At 46.9% G+C, this 14,287-nt stretch carries 8 protein-coding genes; 4 read left to right on the forward strand and 4 right to left on the reverse strand.

From position 1 onward, the window contains the following. Window position 1: 1 nt before the first annotated feature. From GX419_04945 to GX419_04960, 4 genes are all read right to left on the reverse strand, one after another. A complete protein-coding gene (locus tag GX419_04945) occupies window positions 2-2,344 on the reverse strand; it encodes a glycoside hydrolase family 65 protein (GenBank protein ID NLI24033.1) in 2,343 nt (780 codons plus the stop codon). Between the two features lie 51 nt (window positions 2,345-2,395). Continuing rightward, window positions 2,396-3,064 carry a beta-phosphoglucomutase gene (gene pgmB, locus GX419_04950; GenBank protein ID NLI24034.1) on the reverse strand — a complete coding sequence of 223 codons (669 nt, stop codon included), beginning with the start codon at window positions 3,062-3,064 and terminating at the stop codon, window positions 2,396-2,398. Continuing rightward, complete coding sequence (locus GX419_04955) at window positions 3,061-4,392, reverse strand: SLC45 family MFS transporter (GenBank protein ID NLI24035.1); 1,332 nt, start codon at window positions 4,390-4,392, stop codon at window positions 3,061-3,063. Before GX419_04955 ends, pgmB begins: the two co-directional genes overlap by 4 nt. A 295-nt stretch (window positions 4,393-4,687) precedes the next feature. Then, window positions 4,688-5,782, reverse strand: a complete 1,095-nt coding sequence (locus tag GX419_04960) for a LacI family transcriptional regulator (protein ID NLI24036.1) — start codon at window positions 5,780-5,782, stop codon at window positions 4,688-4,690. 337 nt (window positions 5,783-6,119) lie between these two features. On the opposite strand from GX419_04960, the gene GX419_04965 reads away from it, so the two are divergent. The 4 genes from GX419_04965 to GX419_04980 all read left to right on the forward strand — a co-directional run. Next, on the forward strand, window positions 6,120-9,095 hold the full coding sequence (locus tag GX419_04965) for a TonB-dependent receptor (GenBank protein NLI24037.1): 2,976 nt from the start codon (window positions 6,120-6,122) through the stop codon (window positions 9,093-9,095). Window positions 9,096-9,097: 2 nt separating this feature from the next. Further along, entirely contained in the window at window positions 9,098-10,708 is a 1,611-nt protein-coding gene (locus GX419_04970) for a RagB/SusD family nutrient uptake outer membrane protein (protein NLI24038.1), read from the forward strand. 22 nt (window positions 10,709-10,730) lie between these two features. Then, window positions 10,731-11,804, forward strand: coding sequence for a SusF/SusE family outer membrane protein (locus GX419_04975; protein NLI24039.1), 1,074 nt, complete (start codon window positions 10,731-10,733; stop codon window positions 11,802-11,804). Window positions 11,805-11,870: 66 nt separating this feature from the next. Next, window positions 11,871-14,287, forward strand: a 2,417-nt coding sequence (locus GX419_04980) for an alpha-amylase (protein ID NLI24040.1), incomplete at its 3' end; no start/stop codon positions are given.

Below are 14,287 nucleotides of genomic sequence, written 5' to 3' on the forward strand. Positions count from 1 at the left end.
ATTAATCGGTATTTGCCGTTACGGCAGGTTTTCTGAATTGCAAGGGATATTCTGCCGACGTTCCGGGTTGAAGGGTAAGTTCCTGGCCGTAAAGTACGAGGTTTACAGGGGCATTCATCACTTTCAGGATGACCCCGTTTCGTGTCACACGCACCAGAAGATCGGAACCCCGGAAAACAATGCGGAACGAGTATTCCTCCCACTGCTGAGGGATTTGCGGGAACAGATGCAATTTTCCGTCCTGCACTCTTTTCCCTCCAAAACCTTCCACCACGGCCATCCAGGTACCTGCCATGCTGGTAATGTGCAGGCCTTCATGAACTTCATTATTGTAATCGTCAAGGTCAAGACGGGAAGTACGGAGGTACAGCTCGTATGCTTTCCTCATGTCGCCAATTCTTGCGGCCAGCACCACGTGCACACAGGGAGAAAGGGATGACTCGTGCACCGTGCGGGATTCATAGAATTCGAAATGGCGCCGGATGAAGTCATCGTCATACCTTTCCTCAAAAAGATAGATTCCCTGAAGCAAATCAGCCTGTTTGATAAAGCATGACCTCAGAATGCGATCCCACGACCAGTGCTGGTTCAATGGCCTGATGGCAGGGTCAAGTTCACTGGCCAGTATTTGTTCCTTGTCGAGGTAACCTTCCTGTTGCAGGTACAGATTCAATTCAGCATCATAAGGGAAATACAGGTTGGCGGAAATTTCGCTCCATACCTTTCGTTCCTGTTCTTCCCGGAAATCGGTCCTGGCAAAAACCTCCTTCAGTGCGGCCGGATGTGAACTTTTCAGTTGATCGATTACTTCGCCGGCATAATCGAGGCACCATTTACATATGGTATTGGTATACCAGTTGTTGTTGACGTTATTTTCGTATTCGTTGGGGCCGGTAACACCAAGGATAACATATTGCTTTTTTACCTGCGACCAGGTAGCCCTTTGCGCCCAGAAGCGGGCTATGGCAATCAGCACTTCGAGACCGTATTCGGCCAGATATTGCACGTCTCCTGTATGGCGCACATAGTTGTAAATAGCAAAGGCGATGGCTCCGTTACGATGGATTTCTTCGAAGGTTATTTCCCATTCGTTATGGCATTCCTCACCGTTCATGGTGACCATGGGATACAGGGCTGCCCCGCCGGTAAAACCAAGTTTCCTGGCATTTTCAATGGCTTTGGGCAGATGGCGGTATCTGTAAAGCAGAAGTTTTCGTGTAACTTCAGGAGGCGCAGTTGCAACAAAGAAAGGAATGCAGTATGCTTCTGTATCCCAGTAAGTGCTTCCGCCATATTTTTCGCCGGTAAATCCTTTGGGGCCTATATTGAGCCGGTCGTCTTTACCATTGTAGGTCTGATTCAGCTGAAAAATGTTGAAACGTATTCCCTGCTGGGCCTCCGGATCTCCCTTTATAACAATGTCGCTGTGTGACCAGATCTGAGCCCACTGCCTTTTATGATCTTCCAGCAACTGATCAAATCCTTTCCGCAGGGCCATTTCCGACACCTGCCTGCTCCGCACAATCAGCTCGTCGGCCGGGTGATTCAGTGTAGAAAGAACTGCCGCATACTTATAAAGAACAAGTTCCTTTCCTGCCGGCAAATCTGTCACAACAGTGTTACCTGATAAACCAGCCAGTTCGACCATGGCAGGATGAACATTCAGGGGCTTGTTGTCAAGTGTCAGGGCATAGCGCATGCTTACGCCTACTCTGAAATCGAGCTTTTTGGTCTGGGTAAGAAGCCATGCCTCCCCTTCGCCGGCTTTCGATTCAAGGATATTCCAGAACTTTTCGTTGTAGTTGGCATCTTCGTTTTTTACATCACCGTCAATATAGGGAGTGAGCTCAACGGTCGCGGCTGTATCAGGCAAAAGCACCGAATATTTGATGGCTCCGATTTCCCTGTGGTCCATGCTGATAAAGCGCATTGATTCCACATGAACCCTTTGCCCTGAAGGCAGGACCACAGTCATTTTGCGCAAAAGATATCCTTCGTGCATATTCAGTATCCGGGTAAATGCCTCCACCTTGCATCGGGCAAGGTCAAGACGTTCTTCCCCGATTTTTACGTCGATCCCGATCCAGTTGGGAGAATTGATTACTTTGGCAAAATACTCGGGATAACCGTTTTTCCACCATCCCACCTTTGTTTTGTCCGGATAATAAATCCCCCCGATATAACTTCCCTGGAGCGACCTTCCCGAATAAAATTCCTCGAAGTTGGCCCTCTGCCCCATAAAGCCATTTCCTATGGAAAATATGCTTTCCGATGACCTCTGGTTGGCCGGATCAAAACCATCTTCAATGATCAGCCATTCATCACTTTTGAGATATTTTTTCATCCCCTTTTAAGTTTTATTTTATCATAATGCACACACGTAATAATAGGGTTGTCATAGCCTATTATCAGAAGAACCGAGTCTTTGCAGTATTTCAGAGACGATTATATTCCCGAAGCCGGGAATGACAAAATCTGCATCGGTGAGGGTTTCCGGGTCACCTACACCAATTCGTTTCATACCAGCTCTTTTTGCTGCTTCAAGGCCTGCCTGTGCATCCTCAAACACCACGCATTCTTCCGGGGAAACATTCAAGGCCGATGCAGCAAGCAGAAAGACTTCCGGATCAGGTTTGGCCTTTGTAACCTTGTTTCCGTCGATGATGGCATCAAACAGATGCTGTATTCCCAACCGTTCGAGTATCAGCAGACAGTTCTTGCTGGCTGTTCCCAAGCCCGTGTGAATATTCTGCCTTCTGGCGTCCTCGATAAAGGGCACTACTCCTGGAAGGATCTCCTCTGCTGTCATTTTGCCCACATATTCAAGGTATAGGGCATTCTTTTCCGCGGCAAGCTGTTCTTTTTCCTTATCGGGCAAAGAAATGCCTCCAACCTCAAGGAGGATGTCGAGCGACCGCATCCGGCTGACTCCTTTCAGTCTTTCATTGTCTTTTTCGGTAAAAACGAAACCAAGTTTTGCGGCAATGTGTTTCCATGCCAGATAATGGTATTTTGCCGTATCGACAATAACGCCGTCCAGATCAAATATGAAAGCCCGCATCATAGTTTTGCAGTTTGCCCGGCTGTGGTTTTCACAACCATTACAGCCAGTGAGGCCAGCAACATGGATACCCCGGCCACACCCAGCATGGATATAGCCTGTTTTCCCAGCAGGGTGAGAATCACTCCGCCCAGAAGCCCGGCAGCAATTTGAGGTATAGTAATGGTAGCATTGAAGAGCCCCATATAAACGCCCATTTTACTGGCGGGTAAGGCAGCAGAAAGGATGGCATACGGCATCGCCAGTATGGCAGCCCAGGCAACCCCTATTCCGGCCATGGAAATGATCAGGCCGTAACGGTCTCTGATAAACAGCATGGAAATAAATCCAATGCTTCCGGCCAGAAGGGAAACCATATACGTTCCTTTCCGGCCGAGTTTACCGGCTATTTTCGGAATCAGGGTAGAATACAGGGCTGCTATCAGGGAATAGATTCCAAAGAGCACACCCACCCAGTTTCCGGCTTCATTATAGGCCGCCGAAGTCTTATCAGCCGGATCGGTTGCCCATACGTGCTGCGCCACCCCATCGGTTGTGTATACCCACATCAGAAACAGAGCAAACCAGGAAAAGAACTGTACTACAGCAAGCTGCCACATGGTCGGAGGAATGTCTCTGATAAGACTTGCCAGCGACTTGTGCGCCTTTTCCTCAGCTGTAATCTGATGGTACTTTTCATATTCCGCAGGAGGATATTCCCGGGTAGTGAAGGAGGTAACCAGAACCGTAAGCAGGAGGCTGGCCCCTCCTATATAAAACGACCAGATGACCGTCGGCGCAACTTTCCCTCCCTGAGGCGGGGTATTGGCAACTCCAAGCCATGTAAGTACAAAGGGCAGAAATGAGCCAACAACAGCTCCTGTATTGATAAGGAAACTCTGCACCGAATAGCCCAGATTCCGCTGTTCATCAGGTACCATATCCCCAACCAGGGCCCGGAAAGGCTGCATGGTAACATTGAACGAGGTATCCATGAACAGAAGCATGAATGCCCCGAAAAAAACCGGTGGCACCAGATACGCAAAAAATTCCGAATTGGGCATAAAAAACATAGCCAGTGCCGACACAATAGCCCCTCCCAGTATAAAGGGAATTCGCCGCCCCAGCCTTGTCCATATCCTGTCGCTGGACAATCCGATAATGGGTTGAACAATCAGACCGGCCAGAGGAGCCGCAAGCCAGAAATAGCTGAGATGCTCCACATTGGCGCCCAGAGCCGATAAAATCCTGCTCGTGTTTCCGTTTTGCAGGGAATAACCTATCTGTACCCCCAGAAAACCAAAACTCAGAAAGAAAATTCTGATGAAAGGCAACTTTGGCAAAGTCTTCATAAAAATCAACTTTATCAGTTTTGCTCTTTCCCGCCCTTCATTAGAAAGAATGACGGGAAAATCACACCATTTTTAAACCACTCTTTGCAGAGGTCATATAAATCCCTGCAAATAGTTACACGATCATTTACCGGCTGAATTTTCAAACAAATGAATACTCTCTCCGTAAGCGGAGAAAAAGGCAGGAAGAATGAACTGAAAGCGCGAATTTCTGTTCAGTCAAAGATATAACAGAAAATGACAAAAAAACAACGAAAAGAAGAAAATATTTTTTGCAACTATCACTATATCAATATTAAAACGTTTGCGCTACTGCCGGAAAACGCATGGTTGATTCACGGACGATAAGATTGGGTATGATCACCTTGGTTTCAAACTTTGCCCTCACACCTTTTTTTGCAGCATCCTTTTCTTCAGTACTTTCAGTTGCAAGGGCCGTATTTTCTTTTTCTTCAATTTTTCTGATCAGGAGTTCCACGGATTCCATGCCTATTTCGTAGCCTTTTTGCTCCACGGTAGTCAACGTAGGAGTACAAATGAGGGCATTGGGTCCGTCGCCGAAACCAGCCACAGCGATATCAGAAGGAATTTTCCTTCCCATTTTTTGAATGGCCTGCATGGCACCAATGGCAGTTGAATCATTGACGGCAAATATGCCGTCGGTTTCAGGATGTTCCGCAAGAAAAGCACCGGTTTTTTCAAGGGCCCGCTCGTACGTATCGCACAGAATGATCATTTCCTGGCGAACAGGCAGGTTGTATTGCAAAAGAGCCCGTTCATAACCTGCCCGTCTCCCCTGGGCAATCAGAAGGTTTTGCGGGGCAGTAAAATGGGCAATATGACGGCACCCGCACTTTATCAGATGTTCGGTTACCAGAAAACCACCCAGTTCATCATCAATAATTACACGGTCAACATAAATTTCAGGGCATACCCTGTCAAAAAAGACAACGGGAATACCCTGGTTAAGAAACATATGCAGATGACTGAAATCCTGCGTTGTTTTGGCTACGGAAATAAGTACCCCGTCAACACGATGCGAAATCAGAGCCTGAGCATTGATCGCTTCGCGCTCCTGGAGTTCGTTGCTCTGACACACCATAACGTTGTAACCTCTCTCGTAGGCATAATCTTCAATTCCGCTGATTACGGTTGAGAAGAAATGATGCACGATTTCCGGCACGATGACCCCTATGGTATTTGACCGGTTACTGCGAAGGCTCAGAGCAAGGGCATTGGGTTTATACTGAAGTTTTTCGGCCATTTCCTTAACCATCAGCCGGGTTTTTTCGCTGATGTCGGGATGATCTTTCAGGGCTCTGGAAACGGTTGAAACCGATATTCCCAGCGCTTTGGCTATATCTTTTATGGTGGCAGGATGTGACTTCATGATACCTTCTCCCGGAGGCATAAAGTTATCAAAATTCCGTTAAATCGAGGTGCTCAGAAAAAAAATACGGGGAGGATTCATTGATGATCATCCTGCTTCATTCACCTCAGGTTATATTTTATAACATAAAAATCTGATTTGCAAACGATCTCGCAACCGTTTGCAGCAAAAAAATTTCATAAATATCTGTTTTATAGCTTTTTAAGAGATAAAATCCGCCAAAACTTAATGTAATTTTATCATGGCTGAAAAGCGGAGCAAGACCGCAGGAAGAGCAGCCGAAAGCGCTGATTTAGATTTATTTAGATTAACTAACCACAAAATTAATCAGTAACGTATGAGAAATTTATTGAAAACGACACGGATTCTGCTTGCTGTGCTGGCATTCATTACCGTGTCAGCTGAAGCCTTCGCCCAGAACATCACTGTGCAGGGCAAGGTAACTGATGCTTCCTCGGGAGAAGCTTTGCCCGGAGTAAACATTGTTATTAAAGGTACAACCCGGGGAACTTCGACTGATGTAGATGGCAACTATTCCATCACGGTTCCCTCGGGTGGAACATTGGTGTTTTCCTATGTCGGCTATCTGACGCAGGAGCTTGCTGCAACCAGCCCGACGCTGAATGTGGCAATGGAACCTGAAGTAGCCCGCTTAAATGAGGTTGTTGTTATAGGATATGGTACCGTAAAAAAAGCTGATGCAACCGGTTCGGTGGCAGTGGTGAATTCCGAGCAATTTAACCGCGGCGCCATCACCAATCCTCAGGGTCTTCTTATCGGTAAAGCTCCCGGCGTGGTCATCACCACAAGCGGTGGTGCTCCGGGTGCCGGTGCTACCATCCGTATCCGCGGAGGTTCTTCGCTTTCTGCCAGCAACGACCCGCTGATTGTTGTTGACGGGATTCCTCTGGGAAGTGATTCTCCGAGCGGAGCCACCAACCCACTCAGCACCATCAACCCCAACGACATTGAATCAATTACCATTCTGAAAGATGCATCCGCAACCGCTATTTATGGTTCGCGCGCATCCAACGGGGTTATTATGATCACCACCAAAAAGAGTACGAAAAAATTCTCGGTAACGTATTCCGGAAATGTTGCTATGAACACAGTTCCCGGCACGGTACCTGTGCTTTCAGCCGACGAATTCCGCTCGCTGGTGGAAGAATTGTACGGCACTTCGCATACGGCTTATCAGCGGCTTGGAACAGCCAATACCGACTGGCAGAAGCAGATTTATGAAACCGCCCTTACCAACGACCACAACCTGAGCATTTCAGGAACGGCCGTTAAGATTCCTTACCGTGCTTCAGTTGGTTATACCAATGAAAACGGCATTCTGAAAACCTCCAATTTTGAAAGGACCACCCTTGCTCTTGGTCTGGATCCTTCCTTCCTCGATAACCATCTGAATATTAAGCTCAACATCAAAGGGATGTACAATAAGAACCGTTTTGCCAACCAGGGCGCCATCGGTGCGGCTGTAACCTTTGATCCTACCCAGCCCATATATGATGAAGCAAGCCCAAATGGATATTTCTTCTGGGCTCAGCCCAACGGTGACCCCATTAACATTGCTACTTCCAACCCTGTCGCCTTGCTGAACCTTACCAGGGATATGGCAACTGTTAAACGGAGCATTGGAAACCTGCAGGCCGACTATAAATTTCACTTCCTGCCCGATCTGAAGCTGACGTTCAATGCCGGATACGATTATTCCCAGAGCGACGGAACCGTTGATGTGCCGGCAACTGCTTCCTGGGTATTTGATAAAATCAATGGCGGCGGTATAAAACGCACTTACGACCAGACCCGCAAAATGGAACTGATGAACCTGTATCTAAACTATGCAAAAGAAATCGAACCCATTTCAAGCCGTATTGACTTTACCGCAGGATACGAATGGCAGCATTTCTACCGGAAGGGAAAAACTTATGAAACCAACATTCCTATCGATGATGCCCATCTGATTGTTCGCACCAATGAACCCTATGCTACCGAAAACTATCTGGTTTCGTTCTTTGGGCGACTGAATTATGTTCTTAAGGACAAATACCTGCTTACTTTTACCTTGCGTGATGACGGTTCCTCACGATTTGCCCCTGAAAACCGCTGGGGATTGTTCCCTTCTCTTGCACTTGCCTGGAAAATCAATGAAGAAGGCTTCATGAAAAACATCAGCGCCGTATCTGACCTGAAGCTGAGACTGGGATACGGAGTTACAGGACAGCAGGAAATCGGCGGCGACTATCCCTACCTGCCCCGTTATACCTACAGTTCACAGGACAATACTGCCCAGTACCAGTTCGGGAGTACCTATTATAATACACTCCGTCCTGAAGGGTATGATGTCAACATCAAGTGGGAAGAAACAACCACTTATAACGCCGGCCTTGATTTCGGATTTGCCAAAAACCGGATTTACGGTTCAGTGGACGTGTACCAGCGCAAAACAAAAGACCTGCTGAATTACATTCCTGTACCTGCCGGTTCCAACCTCACCAACTACATTACCACCAATGTCGGCGACCTTGAGAACAAAGGATTTGAAGTGTCACTGGGTGCAAAAATCATTTCCACAAAAGATCTTGTATGGCAGGTAGATTATAACCTGAGTTACAATAAAAATAAAATTACCAAACTGACTGCAACGGATGATCCCACTTACCTGGGCGTGTTTACGGGCGGAATTGCCGGCGGAGTTGGAAATACTATCCAGATCCATTCGGTTGGATATCCGGCCAATTCGTTCTTTGTTTACAAGCAGGTCTATGATCAGAACGGAAAACCGATTGAAGGGCTTTATGTTGATATGAATAACGATGGAGTTATCAACACTTCCGATCTGTACCGCTATAAAAAACCGGCCCCTGATTATGCAATGGGCATTTCCTCGAACCTGCGGTATAAAAACTTCGACTTTTCCTTCTCAGGAAGAATCAACATCGGCAACTATGTTTACAACAACGTTTTCTCCAACAGGGGCACTTATCTGGATGTATACAATCCCGGTCTGAACTACCTGTCAAACGTACTGACGGCTTCAAAAGACATCCAGTTTAGAAATGCTCAGTATTTCTCAGATTACTTTGTTGAAAATGCTTCTTTCTTCCGCATGGATAATATCAGCCTTGGATACCAGCTCCCCGGACTCCTTCAGAACAAGCTGAATATGCATATATCGGCTGTTGTTCAGAATGCCTTTATTATTACCAAATATTCAGGTCTGGATCCTGAAGTAGATGGAGGCATTGATAACAATTTCTACCCAAGGCCAAGGACCTTCATGCTGGGTCTTAACGTTCAATTTTAATAATGTGTGTAACTATGAAAAACAAAAATATTTTCTCGGTTCTTTTAACGGGTTTTGCTGTACTGATGTTTACAGCCAACTCCTGTGTTAAAGATCTTGACACAGAGCCAATTGACCCGAATGTAGTGACCTCGGCCAGTGTTTATAAGGATCCTGCTGCATGGAAGCAGGTACTGGCTAAATGTTATGCAGGGCTGGCCGTCAGCGGACAAAAAGGTCCGGCTGGTCAACCTGATATTTCCGGAATTGATGAAGGGTTCTCTAATTATCTACGTCAATACTGGTGTGCTTCTGAGCTGCCCACTGATGAGGCAGTTGTTTCCTGGAACGACGCCGGGCTGAAGGATTACCACAATCAGAACTGGTCGCCTTCCAACCCGTTCATCACGGCTATGTACAACCGTATTTATTACCAGATTTCTCTGGAAAATGAATACATCAGGTCCATTGACAGCAAAATAGGAAGCCTGCCGGCCAATCTGCAGGATGAAGTGAAAGTGTATAAAGCAGAAGCCCGTTTCCTGCGCGCTTTCAGTTACTGGCATGCTCTGGATCTTTACGGCAGTGTTCCTTTTGTTACCGACAAGGATCCTGTTGGCGCTTTCTTCCCCAGGCAGGCATCAAAGGAAGAGATCTTTAATTTCATCGAATCGGAACTGAAAGCCATTGATGCCGACCTGAAAGCTCCTAAAACCAATGAATATGGAAGGGTTGACAAGGCTGCCGCATGGACGCTTCTTGCCAAGCTTTACCTGAATGCACAGACTTACATCGGGCAGGCTAAATACACCGAGTGTATTGACAACTGCAAAAAAGTGATCAATTCAGGATATTCACTGGCTCCTGAGTATCGTCTGCTTTTCCTTGCCGACAATAACAGCAACGGAGCACAGAATGAAATCATTTTCCCCGTTTGCTTCGACGGGCTTCATACCCAGACCTGGGGCGGCATGACCCTTGTAATCCATGCTGCCGTTGGCGGTTCCATGAATCCTGCCGATTTCGGTATCGATGACGGTTGGGGAGGAACCCGGACCACCAGTGCCTTTGTTAATCTTTTCCCCACTCCCGCCAACAGTCCTGATGGCCGAGCGATGTTCTATACCAGCGGACAATCGCTTGAAATTTCTGATCTCTCAACATTTACTGACGGATATGCCATCACCAAATTCAAGAACCTCACCGCAGCCGGAGCAAGAGGTTCTCATCCTACCTTCCCCGACAATGATTATCCCGTATTCCGCCTTGCTGATGTTTACCTGATGTATGCTGAAGCTGTCCTGCGCGGTGGTTCGGGCGGCGACCTGGCTACCGCTGTCGGTTATATCAACCAGCTGCGCGAAAGAGCCTATGGCAACACAGATGGTAATATAACACAGGGAGACCTTACTCTCGACTTCATTCTGGCAGAACGTGCCCGTGAACTTTACTGGGAAGGTCACCGCAGAACCGACCTGGTCCGTTTCGGAAAACTCACCGGCGGTTCCTACCTGTGGCCATGGAAAGGTGGGGTGAAGGAAGGAGTTGCTACCGATGCCAAATACAACCTGATGCCAATACCGGCTTCCGACATGGGCGCCAATCCTACCTTGAAGCAAAATATAGGATATTGATCTTATCAAAAAATATTGAAATATGAAACGAATTGCCTTTTATATTTTCCCGCTGCTCAGTCTGCTGGCTCTGGCCTCCTGCGAAAAAGACGAAACCAGGGCCGTACTGAGCGAAAACCCGACAGGGCCTGCTATTACCAGCCCTGCTTCCGGGACAAGCAAAGTGCTTACCAATGCCGATTCGGCCAAAAGCATAACTTTCACCTGGACTGCAGCCGACTTCGGATTTCCTGCCGGTGTTAATTATGTCCTTCAGATGGATAAGGCCGGTAACAATTTCAAGGACCCTCTGCTTCTTGCAGCTACCACATCAACTTCCGCTTCAGTGAACATTTACGATCTCGATAACAAAATGCTGGCAAACGGCTATCCTGAAGATGTAGCCGCACAGGTTGAAATCCGCGTAAGAGCCATCATTTACGGAATCAACAGCAGTACCTTCACTGATACAGTGTTTTCCGCACCCATCACAATGACCATCACTCCTTATCTTATTATCGTCAACTACCCGAAGCTCTGGGTTCCCGGAAGTTATTGCGACTGGGATCATTCTAAAGCCGAGTTCCTGTATTCGGTCAAGTCTGATAACAAATACCAGGGATACATATGGTTCCCGGCTGAAAATACGGAATTCAAACTCACCAAAGTGGCCGGATGGGAACAAGATAATACCATAGGAGACCCTGATGCAAGCGGTACTTCCGGGACGCTGAAAATTGGCGACTGGGGCGGCAACAACATTAAAGTAAGCGGCGGACCCGGTTACTTCAAGATCAATGCCGACCTGAACGAGGCCACTTACTCCTGGATGAAAACAGAATGGGGTATTGTAGGATCTGCTACTGGCAGTTGGGATAACGACCAGAATATGACCTACGATGTTGCTAATAAAGTGTGGACAGCTACGCTTGATCTGGTTCAGGGTGCAATCAAGTTCAGGGCTAATGGCAGTTGGGACCTGAACTATGGTGACGACGGAGCCGACGGCAAACTGGAACCAGGAGGAGCCGATATAGCTATCCCTGCCGCCGGGAATTACACTATTACCCTCAATCTCAGCCAGGCTATCTATAAATACAAAATCAAAAAGAACTGATTGAATTTCTGAACAAAAAGGTGTTCCGTAAAAGTGCGGGACACCTTTTGTTTCATTTCAACACCCATGGTTAAAAAACAACTTTTTCTACTTGTTCTGGCTTTTGCTTTCGTTCCGGCATTCAGCCAGCTTATCGTCACCGATCCGGCCCTGCCGGTCGAAAACCTTCCAGTAACCGTTTTCTTTGATGCCACCCAGGGCGACAAAGGTCTTATGAACTACACGGGAGATGATGTTTATGCCCACACCGGAGTGATTACTGATAAAAGCACCAGCCCATCCGACTGGAAATATGTCAAAGCGGCGTGGAATGTAAACCTTCCCGAATGCAAACTGACAAAAATTGACGCCAACAAGTACCGTATTTATTTCAGTCCGAGTATCAGAGATTTTTATGGAGTTCCTGCCGGAGAAAAGATTCTTAAAATGTGCTTTGTTTTCAGAAACTCCAACGGTAGCGTTACAGGCCGCGATGTAGGCGGTGCCGATATTTTTGTGCCGGTTTATGAACCAGGGCTTGCTGTTTCCTTTGTAAAACCAGACAAACTGTTTACTATTCTCGGGCTTAACGAAACCCTTTCCGTAGAAGTAAACTTTAAGGATGCTGATTCCGCCGCCCTTTTTCTCGACGGGGTCAGAAAAAAAGCTTCCGTTTCCTCTCCTCTCACCTGGTCGGTTAACGCCACAGGATACGACCGCCATTTGCTCGTTGCCAGAGCATGGAAAGGACAGGAATCGGCAAGTGATACAGCATGGTACCTTGTTCGCGGAAACACGGTTTTGCAGCCAGTACCGTCAGGAAAAAACGACGGCATTAATTATGACGATCCCCAAACTGTGACCTTTGTTCTTTATGCTCCATACAAAAACCATGTTTATCTGCTCGGGGATTTCAATGACTGGATGCCTGACAATTCCTATCTGTTGAAAAAAGACAATGATCGTTTCTGGTACACCCTGACCGGGCTCACACCCGGAAAAGAATATATTTTCCAGTATCTTGTTGATGACAGCATCCTGATTGCTGATCCTTACTGTGATAAAATTTCCGATCCCTGGAACGATAAATACATACCGGAACGTATTTATCCCAACCTTATCAAATACCCCGAAGGAAAAACTACGGAAATTGCCGGAGTACTTCAGACAAACCAACCTTCCTATTCGTGGGAAGTTCCCTCGTTTAAGGCTCCTTCAGCAGATACCCTGGTCATTTATGAGCTTCTGATCAGGGATTTTACCGATAACCGCGACATAAAAACAGTTACCGACACCCTTGATTACCTCAAACGGCTTGGCATCAATGCCATCGAGCTGATGCCTTTCAGTGAATTCGAAGGCAACGACAGCTGGGGGTACAATCCTTCTTTTTATTTCGCTCCTGATAAAGCTTACGGAACCAGGGACGACTACAAAAAATTCATTGATGAATGCCATAAACGCGGCATTGCCGTTATCATGGATATAGTCCTGAACCACACTTATGGCTCTTCTCCCATGGTGCGCCTGTATTTTTCAGGAGGAAAACCAACTGCACAGAATCCCTGGTACAATCAGACTTCACCCAATCCCACTTACTCATGGGGCTACGATTTCAATCACCAGAGCCAGGCCACACAACAATTTGTGGATCGTGTGCTCCGGTACTGGGTAACCGAATACAAAATTGACGGTTTTCGGTTCGATTTCAGCAAAGGTTTTACCAATACCCCGGGCGACGGATGGGCCTATGATCCTGCCCGCATCAGCATTTTAAAAAGAATGGCTGATGCAATACGCACCGTTAAACCGGATGTTTTGCTCATCCTTGAACATTTCACAGAAAACAGCGAAGAAAAAGAACTTGCCGATTATGGCTTTCTTTTATGGGGAAACATGAACAGCAAATATAATGAAGCCACAATGGGCTATAATGACAGCGGAAAGTCGGATTTTACTTCCGTCTCCTACCTGGCCCGCGGCTGGTCTGAACCCCGTCTGGTCGGATATATGGAAAGCCACGATGAAGAAAGGCTTAACTACAAAAACATTACCTACGGAAATTCCTCCGGCACATACGACATTAAGTTTATGCCGACGGCGGTAAAACGTATGGAACTGGCTTCGGTTTTCTTTTACCCGGTTGCAGGACCAAAAATGATCTGGCAGTTCGGGGAACTCGGATACGACATCAGCATAAATTACAACGGCCGGCTGGGCATTAAACCTGCAAAATGGGATTACTACGAAAACATTAACCGCAAAAGGCTTTATACCGTTACCAGCAAACTCATTACCCTGAAGAAAACAGAACCCGTTTTTCAGACTTCTGACTACTCAATGAACGTAGGCAGTGCCATTAAAACCATCCGGTGGAACGGGACAGAAAATACCGTAATAGCCATTGGAAATTTCGATGTAGTATCCCGAAACTACACGGTTACCTTCCCTTCAGCAGGCACATGGTATGATTATTTCTGGGCCGACAGCCTGGTTTTGGAAAA

Source organism: Bacteroidales bacterium (assembly GCA_012517825.1).
In the GTDB taxonomy this organism is placed as follows: domain Bacteria; phylum Bacteroidota; class Bacteroidia; order Bacteroidales; family JAAYUG01; genus JAAYUG01.

What these genes read in the sequence shown, in the direction of transcription:
- GX419_04945 (NLI24033.1), bottom strand. Translation starts at nt 2,344, where the DNA reads ATGAAAAAATATCTCAAAAGTGATGAATGGCTGATCATTGAAGATGGT.
- GX419_04975 (NLI24039.1), top strand. Translation starts at nt 10,731, where the DNA reads ATGAAACGAATTGCCTTTTATATTTTCCCGCTGCTCAGTCTGCTGGCT.
- GX419_04970 (NLI24038.1), top strand. Translation starts at nt 9,098, where the DNA reads ATGTGTGTAACTATGAAAAACAAAAATATTTTCTCGGTTCTTTTAACG.
- pgmB (NLI24034.1), bottom strand. Translation starts at nt 3,064, where the DNA reads ATGATGCGGGCTTTCATATTTGATCTGGACGGCGTTATTGTCGATACG.
- GX419_04955 (NLI24035.1), bottom strand. Translation starts at nt 4,392, where the DNA reads ATGAAGACTTTGCCAAAGTTGCCTTTCATCAGAATTTTCTTTCTGAGT.
- GX419_04965 (NLI24037.1), top strand. Translation starts at nt 6,120, where the DNA reads ATGAGAAATTTATTGAAAACGACACGGATTCTGCTTGCTGTGCTGGCA.
- GX419_04960 (NLI24036.1), bottom strand. Translation starts at nt 5,782, where the DNA reads ATGAAGTCACATCCTGCCACCATAAAAGATATAGCCAAAGCGCTGGGA.